The 23066-nt window shown below is 72.1% G+C and carries 18 protein-coding genes; 14 read left to right on the forward strand and 4 right to left on the reverse strand.

The genetic code is table 11. The features are described 5' to 3' along the window. Window positions 1-115: 115 nt before the first annotated feature. Window positions 116-571, reverse strand: a complete 456-nt coding sequence (locus tag ACWDN5_RS23535; protein WP_449677793.1) for a DUF899 family protein — start codon at window positions 569-571, stop codon at window positions 116-118. A gap of 206 nt (window positions 572-777) precedes the next feature. On the opposite strand from ACWDN5_RS23535, the gene ACWDN5_RS23540 reads away from it, so the two are divergent. After that, window positions 778-1398, forward strand: a complete 621-nt coding sequence (locus tag ACWDN5_RS23540) for an L-threonylcarbamoyladenylate synthase (protein WP_191307835.1) — start codon at window positions 778-780, stop codon at window positions 1396-1398. On the opposite strand, the gene ACWDN5_RS23545 is transcribed toward ACWDN5_RS23540, so the two are convergent. Beyond that, a complete protein-coding gene (locus ACWDN5_RS23545; protein ID WP_449677794.1) occupies window positions 1399-2100 on the reverse strand; it encodes a maleylpyruvate isomerase family mycothiol-dependent enzyme in 702 nt (233 codons plus the stop codon). It lies immediately after the preceding gene. Between the two features lie 134 nt (window positions 2101-2234). Between ACWDN5_RS23545 and ACWDN5_RS23550 the strand changes: the two genes are divergently transcribed. Together ACWDN5_RS23550 and ACWDN5_RS23555 are read left to right on the forward strand one after the other, a co-directional pair. After that, on the forward strand, window positions 2235-2624 hold the full coding sequence (locus ACWDN5_RS23550) for a YciI family protein (RefSeq protein WP_310972070.1): 390 nt from the start codon (window positions 2235-2237) through the stop codon (window positions 2622-2624). Beyond that, the gene (locus tag ACWDN5_RS23555) at window positions 2621-3847 is read left to right on the forward strand and encodes an RNA polymerase sigma factor (RefSeq protein ID WP_310972071.1); all 1227 of its coding nucleotides are present in this window, start codon (window positions 2621-2623) and stop codon (window positions 3845-3847) included. Before ACWDN5_RS23550 ends, ACWDN5_RS23555 begins: the two co-directional genes overlap by 4 nt. A 53-nt stretch (window positions 3848-3900) precedes the next feature. Here ACWDN5_RS23555 and ACWDN5_RS23560 read toward each other — a convergent pair whose 3' ends face one another. Both ACWDN5_RS23560 and ACWDN5_RS23565 read right to left on the reverse strand, forming a co-directional pair. Next, window positions 3901-4047 (reverse strand): hypothetical protein, encoded by a 147-nt coding sequence (locus tag ACWDN5_RS23560; RefSeq protein ID WP_449677795.1) that lies wholly within the window; start codon window positions 4045-4047, stop codon window positions 3901-3903. Window positions 4048-4157: 110 nt separating this feature from the next. Beyond that, the gene (locus ACWDN5_RS23565; protein WP_449677796.1) at window positions 4158-5006 is read right to left on the reverse strand and encodes an AfsR/SARP family transcriptional regulator; all 849 of its coding nucleotides are present in this window, start codon (window positions 5004-5006) and stop codon (window positions 4158-4160) included. A 492-nt stretch (window positions 5007-5498) separates the two neighbouring features. On the opposite strand from ACWDN5_RS23565, the gene ACWDN5_RS23570 reads away from it, so the two are divergent. From ACWDN5_RS23570 to ACWDN5_RS23620, 11 genes are all read left to right on the forward strand, one after another. Continuing rightward, on the forward strand, window positions 5499-6401 hold the full coding sequence (locus ACWDN5_RS23570) for an AraC family transcriptional regulator (RefSeq protein WP_310972075.1): 903 nt from the start codon (window positions 5499-5501) through the stop codon (window positions 6399-6401). A gap of 31 nt (window positions 6402-6432) precedes the next feature. Then, entirely contained in the window at window positions 6433-7428 is a 996-nt protein-coding gene (locus ACWDN5_RS23575; protein WP_310972077.1) for a DUF1702 family protein, read from the forward strand. Window positions 7429-7535: 107 nt separating this feature from the next. After that, a complete protein-coding gene (locus tag ACWDN5_RS23580) occupies window positions 7536-8519 on the forward strand; it encodes a DUF1702 family protein (RefSeq protein ID WP_310972078.1) in 984 nt (327 codons plus the stop codon). Next, window positions 8516-10492 carry an FG-GAP repeat domain-containing protein gene (locus ACWDN5_RS23585; RefSeq protein WP_449677797.1) on the forward strand — a complete coding sequence of 659 codons (1977 nt, stop codon included), beginning with the start codon at window positions 8516-8518 and terminating at the stop codon, window positions 10490-10492. The genes ACWDN5_RS23580 and ACWDN5_RS23585 overlap by 4 nt, the downstream gene beginning before the upstream one ends. A gap of 4 nt (window positions 10493-10496) precedes the next feature. Further along, window positions 10497-11504, forward strand: coding sequence for an enediyne biosynthesis protein (locus ACWDN5_RS23590; protein WP_191307820.1), 1008 nt, complete (start codon window positions 10497-10499; stop codon window positions 11502-11504). Continuing rightward, window positions 11501-12886 (forward strand): cytochrome P450, encoded by a 1386-nt coding sequence (locus ACWDN5_RS23595; protein ID WP_449677798.1) that lies wholly within the window; start codon window positions 11501-11503, stop codon window positions 12884-12886. Before ACWDN5_RS23590 ends, ACWDN5_RS23595 begins: the two co-directional genes overlap by 4 nt. Window positions 12887-12920: 34 nt before the next feature. Next, complete coding sequence (locus ACWDN5_RS23600; RefSeq protein ID WP_449677799.1) at window positions 12921-13490, forward strand: DUF5987 family protein; 570 nt, start codon at window positions 12921-12923, stop codon at window positions 13488-13490. Beyond that, entirely contained in the window at window positions 13487-15139 is a 1653-nt protein-coding gene (locus ACWDN5_RS23605; RefSeq protein WP_310972086.1) for a GMC family oxidoreductase, read from the forward strand. Before ACWDN5_RS23600 ends, ACWDN5_RS23605 begins: the two co-directional genes overlap by 4 nt. Window positions 15140-15205: 66 nt before the next feature. Further along, window positions 15206-16306: a carboxymuconolactone decarboxylase family protein gene (locus ACWDN5_RS23610; RefSeq protein ID WP_449677800.1), complete on the forward strand. Its 1101-nt coding sequence runs from the start codon at window positions 15206-15208 to the stop codon at window positions 16304-16306. Then, complete coding sequence (locus tag ACWDN5_RS23615) at window positions 16299-17093, forward strand: TIGR03084 family metal-binding protein (protein ID WP_310972088.1); 795 nt, start codon at window positions 16299-16301, stop codon at window positions 17091-17093. The genes ACWDN5_RS23610 and ACWDN5_RS23615 overlap by 8 nt, the downstream gene beginning before the upstream one ends. Window positions 17094-17236: 143 nt before the next feature. Then, on the forward strand, window positions 17237-23065 hold the full coding sequence (locus ACWDN5_RS23620; protein ID WP_449677801.1) for a type I polyketide synthase: 5829 nt from the start codon (window positions 17237-17239) through the stop codon (window positions 23063-23065). Window position 23066 lies beyond the last annotated feature (1 nt).

A 23066-nucleotide genomic window follows, 5' to 3' on the forward strand; every position in this document is an offset into this window, starting at 1 on the left:
ACGTAACCGTTGTTACCAAGCCATTCGGCCGTGACTGTGGCCGGATCGGCACAGTCGGCGAAGAGTGGCCGTGCCGCCGTGCGTCCGGCTCCGGCCGAACGTCCGGTCCACTTCGTCAGCCGCGGCCCCGGCCCCGCGCGACACCGGCCGGCGCGAGGAAACCCAGGTACGGCACCGCGATCGAGCCGGTGCGCGGCACGGTTCGCCCGTCCTGGCGGAAGAAGCTCAGGCCGGGACCGTCGTCGTGCTCCCCGGGGCCGGCGCCCTCGAGGCGGCGCGTCGCCGGGAAGCCCGCGTCGAACCCGGTGTTCAGCGCCGAATACACCGGCAGGTCCCACCCGGAGTGCCTGCGGTCCTGCTCGACCTTCGTGCAGGGGGCGTGGGAAACGATTACCAGGCGGGTGTCCCGGGTGTGCAGTGCGGCCGAAAGCTCTCCGGCGGGGGCGACGGCGGCGGGCCGGCTGCGATCGGGGACGGTGTGGTGCGCCACGAGCCGTCGATGCCCGCCGAACAACCCGGTCGGGGTGACCGTGCCCGCGGGCCCGGCGAACCGGTACGCCCCGGCCGGCACGGGGCGTGGCCCGGGGTCCGGCCTGCCGGGTGAGGCCGGGCAGCGCCGGTTCGGTCATGATCGCCTCCTGGGTACGGTGTGCCGGTGCCCACCGCGCATTCTGCGCCCGGACGCCGGGTCAGGTCACCGGTTCGCGAGCGGGCAGAGCAAGGTGGGAGACGCGGGCCGCCGGGCGCGGCCGCGGGCCGGGCCCTAGGCTCGCGGCCATGGCGAAGTACTTCGACGTGCACCCGGACAACCCCCAGCGGCGCGCCATCGGCCAGATCGCGGACCTGGTGCGGCGCGACGGGCTGATCGCCTACCCGACCGACTCGTGTTACGCGCTCGGGTGCCGGCTCGACAACCCCGAGGGCCTCGACCGCATCCGGGCGATCCGCAAGCTCGACCGGCGGCACCACTTCACGCTGGTCTGCCAGGACTTCGGGCAGCTGGGCCAGTTCGTGCACGTGGACAACGCGGTCTTCCGGGCGATCAAGGCGGCGACGCCGGGCAGCTACACGTTCATCCTGCCGGCCACCAAAGAAGTGCCCCGGCGGCTGATGCACGACAAGAAGAAGACCGTCGGCGTCCGCATCCCGGCACACGTGGTCACCCAGGCGCTACTGGCCGAATTGGGCGAACCGCTGGTGTCCAGCACGCTGCTGCTGCCGGACGTGCCGGAACCCCTGACGCAGGGCTGGGAGATCAAGGACGAGCTCGACCACGTGCTCGACGCGGTCGTGGACTCCGGTGACTGCGGGGTCGAGCCGACCACGGTGGTCGACTTCTCCTCGGGGGAGGCGGAGATCGTCCGCCGCGGCGCGGGCGACCCGGACCGCTTCGCCTGATCAGTCCGCTTCGGACGTCCACAGTGGATTTCGGTGCTGCTGAACCAGCTCCAGCCATCGGCGGGCGCGCGGCCCGGCGGCTTCGACGGCCAGCCCGGCGGCCGGGCGACGACCGGTGAACAGCAGGCAGAAGTCTTCGGCACGGCCGGAGATCCGGTCCGCCGCGTCGGCGGGGCCGAATTCCCAGAGCGTCCCCGACGGCGCGGTCAGCTCGAACCGGAGCTGACCGGCGGGCGGCCCGCCGTGCCCGGCGTAGACGTCGCCGCTGGTGCGGACGCCGTAATAGGCGACGTGGCCGATCGCGTCGTCGCGCGGGAGCCGGGCGCCGAGGACGTCGGCGATGTCCTGGCCGCGGGCGAACAGGACCGTCAGCAGGGCCGCCGCCAGCAGGGACGGCCGCAGCGGGCCACCGGGCCACGGGACGTCCCCGGCCGCGGTGGCCAGCAGCTCGACGGCCTTGCGGTGTTCCGAACGCCAGGCGAGCACCGCGTCGCCGAGCAGGCCGGCGTCGGTGATCCGGGGAGCGGTCCCGGTCCCGGTGCCCTCCACGGCCAGGACGACCCGCCGCGCGACGACCGTCAGTTCGGCGAGGTGGGCGGCGACCGCGCGGGCGGACGGCAGCGGCAAGGCTCCCGCGTGGGCGTGCACCAGGTCCGCGAGGGCGTCCGCCTCGGCCTCCAGATCGGCGTACACGTCGGACATGGGTGCGGCCTCCGTGGCTGATCGGGCGCTGAGGTGTCGATGCTGCTCCCGGGCCGCCGCCGCGGGCGACTCGTGGGTTGCGGTCCCGGATCGGCTATGTTCGGGACCGGCAAGGCCGGATCCGGGGAGGACACGTGAAGTACCTGCTGGCGATGTACATGAACCCCGACGTCTGGGAGGCGCTGTCCGAGCAGGACAGGGACGAGGTGATGAGCGGCCACGGCGAGTTCATCCGCCGGATCCGGGAGTCCGGGGAGATGATCAGCACCCAGGCCCTCGACGCCCCGGCCCGCAGCGCCGTCGTCCGGGTGACCGACGGGGTCCCGGCGGTGACCGACGGGCCGTTCATCGAGTCGAAGGAGTTCCTGGCCGGGTTCTACCTGGTCGAGTGCGCCTCGCCCGAGCGCGCCCACGAGGTGGCCGCGATGATCCCGGACGCCGGGATCAAGGGGCTCGGCATCGAGGTCCGGCCGGTGGTGTTCTTCGCCGACGCCGAAACCGAATCCGGGTTCACCGGCGGGTGAGCGCGTCCGTCGGGGAGCGCCTGCGGCCGCTGGTGCCCCAGGTGCTCGGTGCGCTCGTGCGTCGGTACGGCCAGTTCGACGCGTGCGAAGACGCCGTCCAGGAGGCACTGCTCGCCGCGTCGCAGCAGTGGCCCGCCGACGGCGTGCCGGACAACCCGTATGGCTGGCTCGTCGCCGTCGCGACCCGGCGGCTCACCGACCACTGGCGCAGCGAAAGCGCGCGGCGGCGGCGGGAGGAGTCCGTCGCGGTCCGCGAGCCGGTGGTGGCGCCCGGGCCGGACGACGACCGGCCGTCCGACGAGGACGACTCGCTGACCCTGCTCTTCCTCTGCTGCCACCCGGCGGTCTCCCCGCCCTCGCAGGTCGCGCTGACGCTGCGCGCGGTCGGCGGGCTGACCACGGCGCAGATCGCCAAGGCCTTCCTCGTGCCCGAAGCCACCATGACCCGGCGCATCACGCGGGCGAAGGAGAGCATCGCGGCGGCAGGCTCGACGTTCGGCGAACCGGACCCGGCCGACCGCGCGGAGCGGCTTCGGGTCGTGTTGCAGGTGCTGTACCTGATCTTCAACGAGGGCTACGCGGCCACGTCCGGGACGGACCTCCAGGCTCCCGAGCTGGCGCGCGAAGCGATCCGCCTGACCCGCGGGGTGCACGCGCTGCTGCCGGACGACGGCGAGGTGGCGGGCCTGCTCGCACTGATGCTCCTGACGGACGCACGCCGGCCTGCGCGGGTCGGTCCCGAAGGCGAACTGGTCCCGCTCGCCGAGCAGGACCGCGGGCGGTGGGATCGGGCGATGATCGCCGAGGGCGCCGGCCTGGTCCGCCGTACGCTGGGCCGCCACCCGGTCGGCCCGTACCAGGTGCAGGCGGCCATCGCCGCGCTGCACGACGAAGCGCCCAGCGCGGAGACCACGGACTGGCCGCAGATCGTCCAGCTCTACGCGGTGCTCCAGGAGCTCGCGCCGAGCCCGGTGGTCACGCTGAACCAGGCGATCGCGATCGCGATGGCGGAGGGGCCGGAACGGGGGCTGGAGCTGCTGGCCACCCTGGCGGACGACAGCCGGATGAAGCAGAGCCACCGCCTCGACGCGACCCGGGCCCACCTGCTGGACCTGGCCGGCGACCACGAAGCCGCCCGAACCCACTACCGCCGCGCGGCGGAGGCGACCGCGAGCCGGCCCGAGCAGCGTTATCTGCTGGGGCGGGCCGATCGGCTGGGGTGACTCGCGCGCGTGGCCGGGCCGAGCGGTTGCCGCGGCCCGGCACGGCACTGTCCTCAGTGGACGACGATGCCCTCCTGCGGTGAAGGTGCCGCGGTGACGCGGAAGAGCCGGGCGAACAGCTCCAGGCCGGCCGGCCTGGAGCTGTTCGCGATGCGGCCCGTGCGGACGGCCTCCGCGGCGCTCGTCCGGCCGCCGATCACGTCGAGGAGGACCCGGCCGCGGTCGTGCCGCTCACCGACGAGCTACATCGCGCGGGCCACTCCGCAGAACTGGCCACAGGTGCGGGTCTGTGCGGTCATCGGTCCTCACTTCATGCGGTGGGGTGGAACTGGTTGTTGTGGTCGCCCTCGGAGATGAGCTCGCGGTGCAGCAGCTGCAGGTCGTCGCACGGCTCGACGCCCAGCTCCTCGGCGAGCCGGCGGCGCAGGTCGCGGTACACGGCCATCGCGTCGGACCGGCGGCCACTGCGGCCCAGCACCCGCATCAGCTGCCCGTGCAGTGCTTCGTCCAGCGGGTTGCCCCCGGTCAGCGACCGCAGCTCGCCGATCAGCTCGCGGTGCCGTCCGCTGGCGATCTCCGCCTCGACCAGCAGGTGCAGCGTGGTGCGGTGCTGCTCGGCCAGCTGGGTCACGTACGACTGCAGCACCGGTCCACAAGAGACGTTCGCCAGCGGCGGGCCCGACCACAGGGCCAGCGCCTCGCGGAACCGGCCCGCCGCGTCGTCGTGCCGCCCGTTCCGTTGCAGGACCTGCCCTTCTTGCTGCAGCCGATCGAAGCGGAAGACGTCCACCTGCGCGGGGTCGATGCGGAAGACGTAGCCCGGGTTCTTGGTGACGAGCATGTCGTCGGCGTTCTCCGCGAGCCCGTTCTGCTGGATGCACCGCCGCAGATGGTAGACGTAGGTGTGCAGGGTGGTCCGCACCGTGCGGATCGGGTCGCTGGCCCACAGCTCCTGCATGATCGAGTCGGCGTGGACCAGCCGGCCCGGCCGGACCACCAGCAAGGCCAGCAGCTGCAGGACCTTCGGTGTCGTCGGCGCGTAGTCGACGCCGTCACGCAGGAGGCCGAGCGGGCCGAGGACAGTGAAGCGGACGACACTTTCGGATGGTTCCCGTGGCCGCGGGGCTGCCCCGGCCGCTAGCCTAGTTTCGGAGTACATTGCCGAACGCCTCCAATGTGCAGCCGTGTGCCGGCTCCCCAGTAGTGCCGCGTCAGGACCGATGTACTCCCGATGTACCGTCGATCCCCCGGCTGTCCACACTCGAATGTGACAGAGCGGCCGGGGTGCGGCCAGTGAGCCGCCCACCAGAGTCGAACTGTGTTTCTCCGCCCGGACCCGTGCGTTCCGCACTTTTCGCGGCCGCGTGCCGCGGACTCCCGGCCCGGCCGGATTGGCCGTCCGGATCATGCCGCCCGGCCGGGCGAACGGCGGAAGGCCGGTGCTCACTCGCCGTGTCGGAGCAGCTTTCACAACGGATCCGTGCGAAGTGCACGACGGGAGCCGTGCCCTTCGCACGGGTTCGGCGTTCCCCGCCGACAGCGCCTTTTCCGGTCTCCGTCGAGGCTCGATCGGTCGTCCACCGACCCGCGACATCCGGCGTCTTACCTGGCGGCGAGGGAAATCCAAGCGGAGGAATTCGAGGTTGGACTGATGATCTTGCGATCGGTTTCGTCCCCGGGGGCGCAGCGGGAGGCCGGCGAGCCACCGGAGAACGCGGACCGGCTCAGACGCGAACAAGCCGTCCAGCCGGCGATCCTGCGGGCGATCGAGCTGCTGCTCGAACGCTACTTCGAGCCCATCACCCTGTCGGCGCTGGCCGCCGAGGTGTACGTGAGCCCCTTCCACTTCTCGCGCATCTTCGCGAAGGCGACCGGGGTCACCCCGGGCCGGTTCCTGACGGCCGTGCGCCTGTTCGAGGCGAAACGGCTGCTGTTGACCACTTCCCTGACCGTGTCGGACATCGTCTGCAGCGTCGGCTACAGCAGCGTCGGCACCTTCACCAGCCGGTTCGTCCGGGCTGTCGGCATGACGCCGACCGAGTACCGCGAACCGGACGTCGGCGAGCTGCTCGTCGCGCACTCGGCGTACTTCCAGCGGCTGCCGTCGCAGCAGTCGCTGCGCGAAGCCGGCTGCGCTTCGCAGCCGATGGGCACCGGCCACCTGGACGTCGACCTGGTGCTGCCGGACGACGCGGCCCCGGCCACCGTTCTCGTCGGCGTGTTCGCCGACAACGTGCCGCAGCGCGGCCCGGTCGCCTTCGGCGGCTCGGCCAACACCCGGTCCGGGCGGTTGACCGTGCACGGCGTGCCGGAGGGCAACTGGACCGTGATTGCGATCGCCGACCACAGCATGCACGCCAAGAGCGGCCCCGCTTTCACGGTCGGGACCGCCTCGGCCGCTGTGTCGCCGTTCGACCCGCCGGGCGTCACCGTCCGGCTGCGGCGGCCCGCGCTGACCGACCCGCCGATCGCGTTCACCCTGGCGTCCCGGCCGACGCCGTCGAGCCGGCAGCAATTCGCCACGCAACGGCCGCACCTGCGCGCCGTCGCCTGAGCCCCTTCCCCCGACCGACAGGAAGATCCGGATGTCGACTCTGCTCGGCGTGCTGCGCAAGCGCGTGCTCGCTCCCTCCCTCGCGTCCGTCGGCTTCGCCGAGCGCGGGTTCCCGGTGGTGCACACCGACGCCACGGCCCGCCTGGAAGCGGTGCCGCAGGCGGTCGTGTGCGGGTTCGAATGGGCCATCGAAGGCGCGTCGCTGTGGGAGATCGAGCGGCGCCTCGCGCTGATCGAGCCCGAACAGCGCGGGTTCGCCTACGAGGGCGCGACGATGGGCTACTCCATCCTCGACGCCATGCCCGGCGGCGGCTCGGACCGGACCCGCGAGCTGCTCGAAGGACCGGGCCGTCCGCACATCTTCCTGACCTACATCGGGATCGGGTTCGCGATGGCGCGGCTGCCGCGTCCACTGTGGAAGAAGATGCTGCCCGAGCTGACCGGGGTGGCCTACCACCCGGTGATGAGCTGGCTCGCCGTCGACGGCTACGGCTTCGACCGCGCCTACTTCGACACCGGGAAGTGGGTGGAGCGGCAGGCCGCCCCGGAGCCCTACCCGTGGGCCGGCCGCCCGGAGTACTTCCCCCGCGCGTTCGACCAGGGGGTCGGCCGCGCGCTGTGGTTCATCCACGGCGGGAACCCGGACGCGGTGGCCGCCGCGGCCGGCCGGTTCGCCGAGCACCGGCGGGCCGACCTGTGGAGCGGGATCGGGCTCGCCGCGACGTTCGCGGGCGGCAGTGACGAGCTCGGGCTGGCGCGGCTGCGCCGGGCGGCCGGCGGGTACCACGACGAGCTCGGCCTGGGCGTGGTGTTCGCGGTGAAGGCGCGGACCTATTCCGGGTACGTCCCGGCGCACACCCACCTCGCGTGCGGTGCCCTGGTCGACCTGACCGTGCAGGAAGCGCAGAACCTGGCCGACCGCACCGAGCGCGCGGACGGCGACGACGGGCCGGTGCCGCCCTACGAGCTGTGGCGGGAACGCATCCGGGAAGAGCTCCGTCCCGCCGCCGCGCGACGGGCGAGCTGAGCGGTGATCTCACGCAACCGTGGAGTAGACCGCCGACCAGCGGATCTGTGACCGTGGAACAGACGAGCAGAACCAAGTCTCATTCGACCCGTTAGGGGGAGAGTGCGTTGGGCAATGGCTGGCGCGCGCTCAGACGCCGCATCCTGACACCGAACGTTTCGGAGACCTCGCTGGAAAAGCGGGGCTTCCACCGGAAGAGCCCAGCCGCTCAAGAACGGCTCGAGACGATCGGGGAGAAGTTCCTCCTCGGGTACGCACACGCGGTCGAGGCGCGTTCGGTCGAGCAAGCCGAAGAATGGCTCGAGCGCATCCCACCGCAGTTCCGCGGCTTCGCCTACGAAGGCGCGGGAATGGGGTACGGCGTCCTCGACGGGCTGCCGTTCGGCAAGAGCACGAACATCGCCGAATTCCTGGCCGGACCCGGTGAGAAGCACGACTACATCATCTACGTCGGGGTCGGCTGGGCCATGTGCCGGCTCCCGCGGTTCGCGTGGCCGAAGGCCTCGGCGTTCGACCCGCTGCTGCGCTGGCTCGTGCTCGACGGCTACGGCTTCCACCAGGCGTACTTCAAGACCGACCAGTACATCCGGCAGCAGTACCAGGAGCCGGGTTTCTCGTGGCCGGACAAGCGCTACGACGGGTACGCGTTGCGCGCCATCGACCAGGGCATCGGCCGGGCGCTGTGGTTCATCTGCGGTACCGACGTCGAGCTGGTGACGAAGACGATCGAGGAGTTCCCCGAGTCGCGCCACGGCGACCTGTACGCCGGGGTCGGGCTGGCCTCGACCTACGCGTGCGGCGTCACGGCCGACGAGCTGCGGGAACTGGTCGACCGGGCCGGCATCCACCACGGGCCGCTGGCGCAGGGAAGCGCGTTCGCGGCCGAGTGCCGGGTGCGCTCGGGCCTGATGATCCCGGAGACCGAGATGGCGGCCCGGGCGATCTGCGGGCTCCCGGCCGAGCGCGCGGCGGCCATCACCCAAGAGGTCCGGCCGGAGGTGGTCGTCGACGGCGACGACGTCCCGGCGTTCGAAACCTGGCGGCGGCGGATCGCCGAGGAAGTCCTGACGCACGGAGGTGTGCACGAATGACCGCGACCTTGGGCCGGCTGCTGCGCAAGCAGCTGGCGGGCATCGTGGCGCTGGCGCTGATCTTCACCCTGTTCCTGGTCGCGCGCCTGCCCAGCGTCTCCGCCGCCGAGCAGGACTCGATGGCGAGCAAGTTCCACTTCACCCCGATGTCGATCGCGCTGCCCGCGGCGAAGAAGGCGCAGTCGATCCGCACGGTGAACAAGCAGTACAAGGACATCGCCGCGTGGATCTCCTCGGTCGGCGCCGCGATCGCGCTCAACGACATCAGCGGCAGCGGCAAGGCCAACGACCTCTGCCTGGTCGACACCCGCAGCGACCAGGTCGTCATCACGCCGTCGCCGGACTCGGGCCCGCGGTACGCGCCCTTCGAGCTCGACCCCGCGCCGGTGCTGCCGACGTGGGACTACATGGCGCCGATGGGCTGCGTCCCCGGTGACTACAACGAAGACGGCCGGACCGATGTGCTGGCCTACTACTGGGGCCGCACGCCGGTGCTGTTCCTGCAGAAGGCCACCGCGGCGAAGTTCGACGCGGCCGCGTTCCAGCCGGTCGAGCTGGTGGCGGGCAACCACCGCGGCCCGGACGGGAAGTACAACGGCCCGATGTGGAACACCGACTCCGCCACCATCGGCGACTTCGACGGTGACGGGCACGTCGACATCTTCATCGGGAACTACTTCCCGGACAGCCGGGTCCTCGACCCGAACGCCGACGGTGGCATCACGATGAACCAGTCGATGTCGCACGCGCTGAACTCGGGCGCGAAGTACATCTACCGCTGGACCGGCGCCGCGTCCGGCGCGAACCCGAGCGCGCAGTACGTCGACGCTTCGCAGGGCATCCCGGAAGTCGCCCGCTACGGCTGGACGCTGGCCTCCAGCGCGACCGACATCGACGGCGACAGCCTGCCGGAGCTCTACATCGCCAACGACTTCGGGCACGACCGGCTGCTCTACAACAAGTCCACGCCGGGTCACATCGAGCTCGCCGAGGTCACCGGCGTCCGCGGGATCACCGACCCGAAGTCGAAGGTGCTGGGCAACGACTCCTTCAAGGGCATGGGCGTCGACTTCGGCGACCTGAACCACGACGGGCTGTACGACCTGTTCGTCAGCAACATCACCACGTCGTGGGGCATCGAAGAGTCGAACTTCCAGTTCATGAACACCGCGAAGAACACCATGGACCTGCGCAAGCAGCTGCAGGACGGGGTCGCGCCGTTCGACGACGTGAGCGGCAGCCAGGGGACCGCCTGGTCCGGCTGGGGCTGGGACGTCAAGATCCAGGACTTCAACAACGGCGGCGAGAACCAGATCGCGCAGGCGACCGGGTTCGTCAAGGGGCAGGTCAACCGCTGGCCGAACCTGCAGGAGCTGGCCACGGCACACGACGGCATGCTGTCCAACCCGCTCTGGTGGCCGAACGCCCGCGCCGGTGACGACATCGGCGGCGACCACACCCTGCACTTCTTCGTGAAGAGCGCGGACGGCCGGTACACCGACCTCGCGCCGCAGCTGGGCCTGGCGGTCCCGGTGCCCACCCGCGGCATCGCCGTCGGCGACACCGACGGCGACGGCCTGCCCGAGTTCGCGGTGGCGCGGCAGTACGAGGCGCCGATCTTCTACCACAACGACAGCCCGAACCCGGGCAAGTACCTGCAGCTGAAGCTGACCACCGACGCCCCGGTGGCGCCCGGCCCGCTGCCCGCGGCCGGCCCGCCCGCGATCGGCGCCCAGGCCACCGTGACGACGGCGGACGGCAAGAAGTACCTCGGCCGGGTCGACGGCAGCAGCGGTGAGGCCGGCCGGCGCAGTTTCGACGTCCAGATCGGCCTCGGGCACGACGTCAGCGGCCCGCTCGACGTGCACCTGCAGTGGCGGGACCGGACCGGGCAGCTGCGGACCCAGAACCTGAAGCTCGAACCCGGTTGCCACATGTACCAGCTCGGCACCACGGCGAAGGAAGCGATGTGACGTGATGGCGACCCCGACTCTGACCAAAGTGGACACCGCGCCACCGAAGCGCACCGACAAGGTCGTCACCGCCTTGCGCCGCTTCGCGATCTCGATCACGATCTTCAACATCGTCGGCTACACCGTGCTCGGCTTCGAGCAGCCGTGGCTGTACCCGTTCGTCGCGCTGGCGACCGCGTACACCACGGAGATCCTGCTCGAAATCATCAACGCCCGCGTCACCTCGCGCGCGGTCCGCTTCAAGGGCAACGGGTTCAAGGGGCTCATGGAGTTCCTGCTCCCGGCGCACATCACCGGGCTCGCGCTGAACATGCTGACCTACGTCAACGACCGGATCCTCGTGATGATCTTCGGCGTGGTCGTCGCGGTCGGCGCGAAGTGGATCCTGCAGGCACCGGTGTACGGCCGGATGCGGCACTACATGAACCCGTCGAACTTCGGCATCACGATCATCCTGCTCGTGTTCCCGTGGGCGAGCATCGCCCCGCCGTACCACTTCACGGAGCAGATCCCCACCTGGGGCGGCTGGCTGATCGTCGGCATCATCCTCGTGTCGGGCACGGTGCTCAACGCGCTGCTGACCGGCCGGATGTTCCTCATCGCGGGCTGGCTGAGCTTCTTCGTCATCCAGGCCGTCGTCCGCGGCTGGCTCTTCGGCACGTCGATCCCCGGCGCGCTGGCGATGGCCACCGGTGTCGCGTTCGTGCTCTACACCAACTACATGGTGACCGACCCGGGCACGTCGCCGTCGAAGCCGGGTTCGCAGTTCGCCTTCGGGGCCGGGGTGGCGCTCGCGTACGGCTTCTTCACCGCCGTGCACGTGGCCTACGGGCTCTTCCTGGCCACCGCGACCGTCTGCCTGATCCGCGGCATGTTCCTGTGGGCCCTGCACTTCTCGAACAAGGCGCGGATCAAGTTCGAGGCCGAGCAGGCCGAGCAGAAGGCGAACCTGGAGCTCGCGCCCGCGCCGGCGGAAGCGGGCGGCGAGAAGCCGGGAGCCGTCGCGGCATGACCGGCCGCCAGCACCGAGCCCGGGCGGCGCACCCCGCGCCGCCCGGGCCGCCGCGCCGGGCGACCCTCCGGTTGCTGAAGCAGCTCTTCACCGACCGGCTCGCGCTCATGGGCGACAACGCCGAGGCCTACGGTGACGTCGTCCGCATCGCCATCGGCCCGAAGGCGATGTACCTGGTGAACCACCCGGACCTCGCGAAGCACGTCCTCGCGGACAACGCCGCGAACTACCACAAGGGCATCGGCCTGCAGGAGGCCCGCCGGGCCCTCGGCGACGGCCTGCTCACCAGCGACGGCGAGACGTGGCGCGAGCAGCGGCGGACCATCCAGCCGGTGTTCCAGCCGAAGCGGATCTCGCGGCAGGCCGCCGTCGTCGCGGCCGAAGTGGACGCGCTGATCCAGCGGCTGGCCGCGCACGACGGGCCGGTCGAGATCCTGCACGAGATGACCGGGCTGACCCTCGGTGTGCTCGGCAAGACGCTGCTCGACGCCGAGCTCGGCGGGTACGAAACGCTCGGCCACTCGTTCGAGGCCGTGCAGGACCAGGCCATGTTCGAGGCGGTCACGCTGAGCGCGATCCCGCAGTGGGTGCCGCTGAAGAAGCAGCTGCACTTCCGCACCGCGCGCGACGACCTGCGCCGGATCGCCGACGAGCTCGTCGAGCAGCGGCTGGCGGACCCGGTCGAGAACGGCGAGGACGTGCTGTCGCGGCTGATCGCGTCCGGGTCCGCGCAGGGTGCGTCGCGCGAACGCATGCGGGACGAGCTGATCACCCTGTTGCTGGCCGGGCACGAGACGACGGCGAGCACGCTCGGCTGGGCGTTCCACCTGATCGACGAGCACCCCGACGTCGGCGAGCGGCTGCACGCCGAAGCCGTCGAGGTGCTGGGTGACCGGCTGCCCGAGAACGAGGACTTGCGGCGGCTCACCTACACCGTGGCCGTGGTCGAGGAAGTCATGCGGCTGTATCCGCCGGTGTGGCTGCTGCCGCGGATCGCCCAGGCCGACGACGAGATCGGCGGGTACCACGTGCCGGCCGGCTCCGACGTCGTCGTGGTGCCCTACACGCTGCACCGGCACCCGGGGTTCTGGACCGACCCGGAGCGGTTCGACCCCGGCCGGTTCGATCCGGCGAACCCGGCCGGACGGCCGCCGCGCTACGCCTACATCCCGTTCGGCGCCGGGCCGAGGTTCTGCATCGGCAACAGCCTCGGCGTGATGGAGGCGGTGTTCGTGCTCGCCATGGCGGCGCGGGACCTGGTGCTGCGGAAGGTGCCGGGCAAGGTCGTCGACCCCGAAGCGATGCTCTCGCTGCGGGTGCGCGGCGGGCTGCCGATGACCGTGCACCGCCGGGAACGGGTGCGGCGGGCCGAGGCCGCCTGAGTTCACTGTGGACATTCGATGAGGAGGTAGGCCGGTGCAACCCGAAGCCACCGAAGAAGAACGCGTCAAGAACCTGACCCTCGAGGCCTACGCGGACACGATCTTGCCGGGGGAGAAGCGGAACGAGGACGACCGGGCGATCGCCGGGGCCGCGCCCGGCCCCGGCGCGGTGGCGGCGGGCGCGCTCGAGCTGCTGAACTTCGACGCGACCGGCGTCACCGTCGGCCTGCCCTACCTCGCGCAGTCGCTCAACGATCACGCGAAGGCCTACGCGGGCGAAGCGGAGCTGTCGCTCGATCACGACGTCCCGCCGTTCGTCGCGCTGCCCTACGAGCACCGCCGCGAGCTGGTGCGGCGGCTGACCGCGCCCGGCCACCCGGAGAAGGACGGCTGGGTCAGCCTCGCGTTGTTCTGCAACATGGCCTTCGACAGCGCCGCGCACAAGCACACCGCCGACGCCATCCGCGAGGGGCACCCGGGCCTGCTGGCGCTGGGCTACACCGCACCGGACGCCGACGGGTTCTGGCGGTTCCCGAAGTACGGCTACGGCCGCAAGCTGGCCGAGCTCCACCCCGACACCACGCCTTCCGGGAGCCCCGCATGACTGCCATCGACAAGACCGACGTCGTCATCGTCGGCAGCGGCTTCGGCGGGTCCATCCCCGCCTACCACCTCGCCGCCGGCGGGGCCAAGGTCACCGTGCTGGAGCGCGGGCCGTGGCTGGCCTCGGCCGACTTCGAGCACGACTACCTGCTCGGCTCGTCCTACACGCGGGCGTTCGACTTCGTCGTCGGCGACGGGATGAGCGTGCTCGGCGGCAACTGCGTCGGCGGCGGCAGCGTCGTGTACTTCGCCGCGATGCCGCGGGCGCCGAAGTTCGTCTTCGAGCGCCACGGCAGCATCGGGCGCCGGATGTGGCCGTGGGTGATCAACCGCGACTCGCTCGAGCCGTGGTACGACCGGGTCGACGAGTCGCTGCCCGTGTCCAAACAGGACTGGAGTGACGTCTCCTACGCCGGCGGGCTGTGGGCCGCGGCCTGCAACCACTCGGGCCGGACGGCCAACCCGGCGCCGGTCGCGGTCGACAACGACACCTGCGTCAACTGCAACTTCATGATGGCGGGCTGCAAGTTCGACGCCAAGCGCTCGATGCTGACGAACTACCTGCCCGCGGCCCTCTCGCACGGCGCGGAGATCCGCCCGCTGCACGAGGTCCAGCGGCTCGAGCGCACCGACGACGGCGGCTACCGCGTCTACTTCGACCTGATCGATGAAGAGGACTACCGGATCCACACCGGCAGCGGCGTGATCGAGGCGAAGGTCGTCATCATCGCCGCCGGCGCGGGGGCCACCCCGGTGATCCTGCAGCGCTCGGAGGCCGCGCTCGGCACGATGCCGCACGGCGTCGGCCGGTACTTCTCCGGCAACGGTGAGCGGCTCAACACCGCGATCATCGACGAGGACCGCGTCCGCGAGGTGCTGGGACTGTCCCGCGAGGACGGCCCGGTGTACTCGGCCAACCACATCGGCAAGGGCCCGACCGTCGCGAACTGGGACAAGCTCGACGGGTCGCTGCCGGAGTACGAGCGGTACTCGCTGGAGCAGCTGTACTTCCCGCCGGGCCTGGGCACCATCCTCGCCCAGGTGCCCGGCGGCGAGGAGCCGCGCTGGTTCGGGGCGGAGAAGAAGGAAATCCTCAAGCAGTGGGCCAACTGGCTGACGATCTTCCTGATGACCGAGGACGACAACGAAGGCGTGTTCGGCGCCCCGCCGCCCACCGGGAACGCCTACCGGATCTCGCAGCAGATGCTCGGCCGCGGCCCGTTGCGTTACGAGCCGACGACGAACACCCGGCGCGGCTGGGCGCTGGCCGACGCGGACTGTAAGGCGATCATCGAGAAGGACGGCCTGGCGAAGGTCGCGCCGTGGACCAACGACGTCGTCGGGGCGTACACGGTGCACCCGCTGGCGTCCTGCCGGATCGGTGACGACCCGGCGACGTCGGCGCTGTACCCGAACCACGAGCTGCGCAACCACCCGGGCATCTTCGTCACCGACAGCGCGGCGGTGCCGGGCGCGCTGACGGTGAACCCGGCGATGACCATCGCCGCGCTCGCCGAGCGGTCGATCCCGGGCATCGTCCGGGCCCTGCAGGCCCGCGACGTCGACGTCAAGTACGGCGCGCCGGCCCCCGACGGTTCGATCACGGGCCGCCGGGCGGTGTCCAAACTGGACCTGGTCGCCGGGAACTGACGTACCCGGACGGACGACTCGCGTACCTGGACGGACGACACGCGCCCGAGGGGCTGAGGAGGAAGTATGGCGGCGGGGTTGGTGCGGGTTGCCTTGCGGCGGTCGCTGCGGGAGGTGCGCTACGTCGACGTGGTGCGGCCGCGGCGGGCGCGCGGGCTGGTGCGGGAGGTCTACCGGCAGGTCGAGCGGGACTTCGGGATGCTCGCCCCGCCGATCGCGCTGCACTCGGCGTCGCCGGAGGTGCTGGCCGCGGCGTGGCTGATGCTGCGGGAGTCGCTGGTCGCGAGCGGGGCGGCGAGCCGGGCCGGCAAGGAGGCCGTCGCGGCCGCCGTGTCCGCGGCGAACTCGTGCCCGTACTGCGTCGAAGTGCACGCGATGGCGCTCGGGACGCTGGGGGAGCCGGCCGCCGCCGCGGCCATCGAGGCCGGGGACCCCGCGGCCATCCCGGACCGCGGCCTGCGCGCGCTGACGGCGTGGGCGGGCGGTGACGGCGGGCTGCCCGCGGACGTGCCCGAGGACGCCGCGGCGGAGTTCACGGCCGTGGCTGTCGCGTTCCACTACCTCAACCGGGTGGTGAGCGTGTTCCTCGGACCGTCGCCGCTGCCCGAGGCCGTTCCGCCGACGGCGCGGGCGAAGGCCAAGGCCGTGCTGGGCTTCCTGCTCAAGCCGGGTGCCGCGCCGCCGGCCGGGCAGGCGCTGGACCTGCTGCCCGCCGCGCCGGGGCCGGACGGCGTCCTGTCCGACGCTTTCGCGCGTGCCGCGGCGGCGATCGAGGCCGCCGGGGAACGCTCGGTGCCGTCCCGCGTCCGGGAGCTCGTCCGCCGGGAACTCAAGGCGTGGGACGGGACACCGCCCGGGCTGAGCCGCGCGTGGGTGGAGCCGGTCCTGGCCGAACTCCCGGCGGAGGAACGCGCCGCCGGCCGGGTCGCCCTGCTGACCGCCCGATCCGCCTACCAGGTGACGGCCGCCGACATCGCCGCGTTGAGTCCGGAAAGGACGGACGACCGCGAGGTGGTCGAGCTGGTGTCGTGGGCGGCGCTCACCGCGGCCGTGGCGGCGGGCGACCGGCTTCCACTCCGCCCGCGAAGAGAAGACTTCCCAGGTCGCAACGGTGATGATCGATCAGGAGAAGATGTCGCATCGGGGAAAGGACAGACAGGTGACTGACACCACGGGCGTGATCGCCGACCTGACCGCCGAGGCCGCCGAGGTGGACGCGCTCGTCGCGGGGCTCACCGAGGCGGAGTGGGACACCCCCACGCCCGCGCCGGGTTGGACCGTCCGCCACCAGATCGCGCACCTCGCGTTCATCTTCCGCATCGCGGGGCTGTCGGCGGCGCAGCCGGAGGCGTTCGTCGCCATGACGAAGTCGCTGTCCGGCGGGTTCGAGGCCGCGGTCAACGCCGCGCTGGAGGACTACGTCCACGACCCGGCCGAGGTGCTCCTGACGCGCTGGCGGGCCGAGCGGGACGCGGGGCTCAAGGCCCTCGCGGCCGTGCCCGGGAACCAGCTGGTGCCGTGGCTGGTGAACCCGCTGCCGCCGTACGTGCTGGCGTGCGCGGGGATGATGGAGGTGTTCGCCCACGGCCAGGACGTCGCCGACGCGCTCGGCGTGCGCCGCGAGCGCACCGACCGGATCCGGCACATCGCCGGGTTTTCCGTTCGGGTCCGGGACTTCGGCTACGAGGCGCGGAACCTGACGCCGCCCGCGGAAGAGTTCCGGTTCGAGCTCACCGCGCCTTCGGGCGCGCGCTGGGCGTTCGGGCCCGAGGACGCGGCCCAGCGGGTCACCGGCAGTGCCGAGGACTTCTGCCTGCTCGTCACCCGGCGGCGGCACCGCTTCGACCTCGACGTGCGGGCGACGGGCACGCTGGCCGACCAGTGGCTCGACATCGCCCAGGCCTATCGCGGGCCGGCCGGGGCGGGACGCCGTCCCGGCCAGTTCGACGCCTGAATTCCTTTGTGGACATTGCTGGTCGTTGTCCGGTCGTGCTGACGTTCCGGGCACGGGCAGCGGCAGAACACCGGTGATCAGCGGGGACCGGACCGGACGGTTCCGATGGTATGGGGCTCGAGAGCCAGTGGGAGTGCGGTGGCATGAGCGTAGAGCGGATTTCGATCGTCGGTATCGGTCTCCGGTACCCCGACGCGAGTTCTCCGGAGGAGCTCTGGGAAAACGTGCTGGCCGGGCGGCGGGCGTTCCGCAGGCTGCCGGACGAGCGGATGAACCGGGCGGACTACTACTCGCCCGACCCGAAGGCGGCGGATCGCTTCTACTCGCAGAAGGCGGCCGTGCTGCGGGGTTACGAGTTCGACCGGGTGACCCACAAGATCGCCGGCAGCACCTTCCGGGCGACCGACACGACACACTGGCTGGCCCTCGAAGTCGCCGCGGAGGCCCTCGCGGACGCCGGGTTCGGTGACGGCGAAGGCGCCCCGAAGCAGAGCACCGGCGTCGTCATCGGCAACAGCCTGACCGGTGAGTTCTCCCGCGCCAACATCATGCGGCTGCGCTGGCCGTACGTGCGCCGCACGGTCGCGGCGGCGCTGACCACCCGCGGCTGGGAGGACGAGGAGACCGCGAATTTCCTGCGGGAGCTCGAAGTCCAGTACAAGGAGCCGTTCCCCGAGATCAACGAGGACACGCTCGCCGGCGGCCTGGCCAACACGATCGCCGGCCGGGTCTGCAACTACTTCGACTTCGCCGGCGGCGGCTACACCGTCGACGGCGCCTGCTCGTCCTCGCTCCTGTCGGTGGTGACCGCGGCCAACGCGCTCGTCCAGGGCGACCTCGACCTCGCCATCGCCGGTGGGGTCGACCTGTCGATCGACCCGTTCGAGGTGATCGGCTTCGCGAAGACCGGCGCGCTGGCCAAGCGCGAAATGAAGGTCTACGACGCCGATTCGAACGGCTTCTGGCCCGGTGAAGGCTCCGGCATGCTGGTCCTGATGCGCGAGAGCGACGCGCTGGAGCAGGGCAAGCGGATCTACGCGTCGATCGGCGGCTGGGGCGTGTCGTCCGACGGCAAGGGCGGCATCACCCGGCCCAGGGCGTCCGGGCACCGGCTGGCCCTCAAGCGCGCCTACGACCGCGCCGGCTACGGCGTCGAGACCGTCTCCTACTTCGAGGGCCACGGCACCGGCACCGCGCTGGGCGACGAAACCGAGATCGAGGCGCTGTCCACGGCCCGCCGCGACGCCGACCCGCTGGCCAAGCAGGCCGCGCTGTCGACGATCAAGGGCAACATCGGCCACACGAAGGCGGCGGCCGGGGTCGCCGGCCTGATCAAGGCGACGCTGGCGGTGTACCACCAGGTCATCCCGCCCGCGACCGGCCACCACACCCCGCACGAGTCGCTCACCGGCTCCTCGGCGCGGATGTACGTCCCGCGCGAGGCGACGCTGTGGCCGGAGGACCAGCCGGTCCGCGCCGGTGTCTCCGCAATGGGCTTCGGCGGCATCAACTCCCACGTCACGGTCACCGAGGCGCCGACCGCACCCCGGCGCCGGGAACTCGACGAGCGGGCCCGCTCGCTGGTCGCCGGTCGCCAGGACGCCGAGCTGCTGCTGTTCGACGCCGACGACCTCGCCACCCTGCGCGGGAACATCGCCGCGGTGCTGGAAACCGTGCCGAAGCTGTCGTTCGCCGAGCTGACCGACCTGGCCGGCACGCTGGCGAAGGACGTGTCCGGCAAGCCGGTGCGCGCCGCGGTCGTCGCGGCCAACCCCGAGCACGCCGAGCGGAAGCTGACCAAGCTGCTCGAACAGCTCGACTCGGGTGACTCGGTCTTCGACAGCGCCGACGGCATCTTCGCGAGCAGCCGCGGCTCCGCGCCGAAGATCGGCTACCTGTTCCCCGGCCAGGGTTCCGGCCGCGGTGGCGACGGGGCGCTGCGCCGCCGGTTCGCCGTGGCGGACGAGATCCACCGGGCCGCCGCGCTGCCCACCACCGGCGACCACGTCGCCACCGAGGTGGCGCAGCCCCGGATCGTCACCGGTTCGCTGGCCGCGCTGCGGGTGCTGCGCTCGTTCGGCATCGAGGCGTCGACGGCCACCGGCCACAGCCTCGGCGAGCTGACCGCACTGCACTGGGGCGGCGCGCTCGACGAGCGGGCGCTGCTGAAGCTCGCCACGATCCGCGGCAAGGTGATGGCCACGACCGTGGGCGACGGCACCGGCGCGATGGCGAGCATCGCCGCTTCGCCCGGCCGGGTCGAGGAGCTGGGCCTGGGCGACGACGTCGTCATCGCCGGGTACAACGCGCCCGAGCAGACGGTGATCTCCGGGCCGGCCGGGGCGATCGACCGGATCGTCGCCCGGGCGAAGGCCCAGGGGGTCACCGCGACCCGCGTCAAGGTCTCGCACGCCTTCCACTCGCCCGCCGTCGAGCCGGCCGCGAACGCCATGACCGAGCGGCTCGCCGAGTTCGGCTTCGCGCGGCTGGAGCGGCCGGTCGTCTCGACGGTCAGCGGGGACATGCTGCACGCCGCGGAGGACCTGCCCGGGCTGCTGCGCGACCAGATCGTGCTGCCGGTCCGCTTCCGTGAGGCCGCCGCCAAGGTGGCCGAGCGCAGCGACCTGGTGGTCGAGGTCGGGCCCGGCCGGGTGCTGACCGGGCTGTTCGAAGAGATCGCGCCGGAGACCCCGGTGCTCGCGATCGACACGGACAACGCGTCGCTGCAGGGCCTGCTGCGGGTCGTGGGCGCGGTGTTCGCGCTCGGCGCGCAGATCTCGGTGGACGCGCTGTTCGAAGGCCGGATCGTCCGCGCCCTGCCCGCCGACGGCCAGTTCACCTTCCTGGCCAGCCCGTGCGAGGCGGGGGCGTCGATCGACAGCGAGCTGGCCGCCGAGCTGGCCGCGGAGAAGGCGGAGGCCGCCGCGGCCGAGGCCGAGGAGTCCGGCGGGGACGCCGGTTCGACGCTGGACCTGCTGTGCCGGTTCGCCGCCGAGCGCGTCGAGCTGCCCCTGGAGGCGGTCACCGCGGACACGCACCCGCTCGACGACCTGCACCTGTCGTCGATCACGGTCGGGCAGCTGGTCAACGACGTCACCCGGGCGCTGGGCCGCCCCGCGCTGGAAGGCATGCCGAACTTCGCGACGGTGTGCCTCGGCGACCTCGCCGAGATGATCGACGAGCTGGCGCAGACGGCGAAACCGGCCGACACCGCCGCCGGTGAGGCCCCCGGCGTGGGTCCGTGGGTCCGGCCGTTCGCGGTCGAGTACGTGCCCGCGCCGCGGCCCGCTGCGGACCTCACCGCGGGGGCGGGGAACGCCGACTGGCAGGTGTTCGCGACGCCGCGGCACCCGCTGGCCGAACCGCTGAAGGCCGCGCTCGCGCGGTCCGGCGCCGGGGACGGCGTGCTGCTCTGCCTGCCGGCGGACTGCGACGCCAGCCACGTCGGCCTGTTCCTCGAAGCCGGCCGCGCGGTCATGGCCGCCCCCAACGGCACTCGGTTCGTGGTCGTCCACCACGGCTACGGGGCGGCCGGCCTGGCCAGGACCCTGCACCTGGAGGACCCGTCGGCGAAGACGACGATCATCGACCTCGCCGACCCGGAGCCGTCCACTGTGGACGCGATCGCGTCGGCCGTGACCACGGTGGTGGCCGAGGTCGCCGCGACCACGGACTTCACCGAAGCGCGCTACGGCGCCGACGGCGGGCGCACGGTGCCGCGGCTGTCCGCGCTGCCCGCCCCGAAGCCCGGCCCGATCCGCGACTCGCTGGACGCGACCGACGTCCTGCTCGTCACCGGTGGTGGCAAGGGCATCACGGCGGAGAGCGCGCTGGCGCTCGCCAAGGATTCCGGGGCGCGGCTGGCCCTGCTCGGGCGCAGCGACCCGGAGTCCGACAGCGAACTGGCGGAGAACCTCGACCGCATGCGGGCGGTGGGCATCCGCTACCGCTACGAGCGCGCCGACGTCACCAGCGCCCCGCAGGTGGCCGCGGCGGTCGCCCGGATGGAGGCCGAACTCGGCCCGGTCACCGCGATCCTGCACGGCGCGGGCCGCAACGAGCCGGCTGCCCTCTTCAGCCTGACCGAGGACAGCTTCCGCAAGACCCTCGCCCCGAAGATCGGCGGCCTGAACGCGGTGCTCGCCGCGGTCGACCAGGACCGGATCAAGCTCCTGGTCACCTTCGGCAGCATCATCGGCCGGGCCGGCCTGCGCGGGGAAGCGCACTACGCCACGGCGAACGACTGGATGACCGAGCTGACCCTGCGTTTCGGCCAGGAACACCCGAAGGCCCGGGCGATCGCGCTGGAGTGGTCGGTCTGGTCGGGCACCGGCATGGGCGAGAAGCTCGGCGTGGTCAGCGCCCTGATGCGCGACGGCATCACGCCGATCCCGACCGAGGAGGGCATCGCCGTCCTCCGCCGGGTGCTGGCCGACCCGGCCGCGCCGCCGGTGCTGGTGGTGTGCGGCCGCACGGCGGGCCTGCCCACGCTGCCGATCCGGAAGCGGGAGCTGCCGCTGACCCGGTTCGTCGACCGCGCGATCGTGCACTACCCGGGTGTCGAGCTGATCACCGAGGCGGACCTGTCCGACGGGGCCGACCCGTACCTGACCGACCACCTGCTCGACGGGCAGCTGCTGTTCCCGGCGGTGCTCGGCATGGAGGCGATGACGCAGGCCGCGGCGGCGACGCTGGACCGCACCGGCACCCCGGTGCTCTCCGACGTCGAGTTCCTCCGGCCGATCATCGTCTCGCCCGGCGGGTCGACCACGGTCCGGCTGGCCACGCTGGCTCGCGACGCCGACACCGTGGACGTCGTCATCCGCAGTGACGAGACCGGCTTCAGCGCGGACCACTTCCGGGCGCGGCTGAGCTTCGCCCGGCCGGCCGAGCTGGGGGAGAAGGCCGCCCGCGACGTCGCGCTGCCGCCGGTCCCGGTGGAGCCGATCAGCGAGCTGTACGGCTCGGTCCTGTTCCAGGGCAAGCGGTTCCAGCGCGTCCTCGGCTACCGGCGGGCGAGCGCCCGGCACGCGGTCGCCGAGATCGCGACCAGCGCGGACTTCTCGTGGTTCGCGCCCTTCCTGCCCCAGGAGCGGCTGCTGGCCGACCCCGGCACGCGGGACGCGATGATGCACGCGATCCAGTGCTGCGTCCCCGACGCGACGCTGCTGCCGCAGGGCATCGAGAAGCTGTACCTGGCCGAGCCGGGGCGGCAGCACGACGAATACGTCCTGCTGGACGCGAAGGAACGCTCCCAGGACGGTGACAGCTACGTCTACGACCTCGACGTGCGCAACCCCGACGGGACGCTGGTCGAGCGGTGGGAAGGCCTGAAGCTGCGCGCGGTCCGCAAGCGCGACGGCGCCGGGCCGTGGGTCCCCTCGATGCTGGGGTCCTATGTGGAGCGTTCCTGTGAGCGCCTGCTCGGCGGGACGCGGTCGGTGGTGCTCGAGCCGGACCCGGCCGGGCGCCCGGCCGAGGGCATCGCCGAGCGGAGGGCGCAGACGGCGCTCGCCGCGGGCCGGGCGCTCGACCGGCCGGTCGAGATCCGGTACCGCCCCGACGGCAAGCCGGAGTGCGACGGCGGGGTCCACATCACCGCGTCGCACACCGCACAGCTGACCCTCGCGGTCGCCGGCACCAGCCCGGTGGCCTGCGACATCGAGACGGCGATCGAGCGCAGCGAAGAGGACTGGGCCGGGCTGCTCGGCGAAGAACTCCTCACCCTCGGCCGGCTGCTGGCCGCGGACACCGGCGAACCGGTCAGCGTGGCCAACACCCGGGTGTGGAGTGCGCTGGAGTGCGTGCGCAAGACCGGGTCGATGACCCAGGCGCTGACCGTGCGCCAGGTCGACGCCGACGGGTGGGCGCTGCTCGCTTCCGGGAACGCCCGGATCGCCACCTGGTCGACCACCGTCAACGACCGGACCGCCCCGATCGTCTTCGCCGTGCTCCAGGCAGAGGGGAACTGAG

It is taken from the genome of Amycolatopsis sp. NPDC003731, assembly GCF_053586895.1.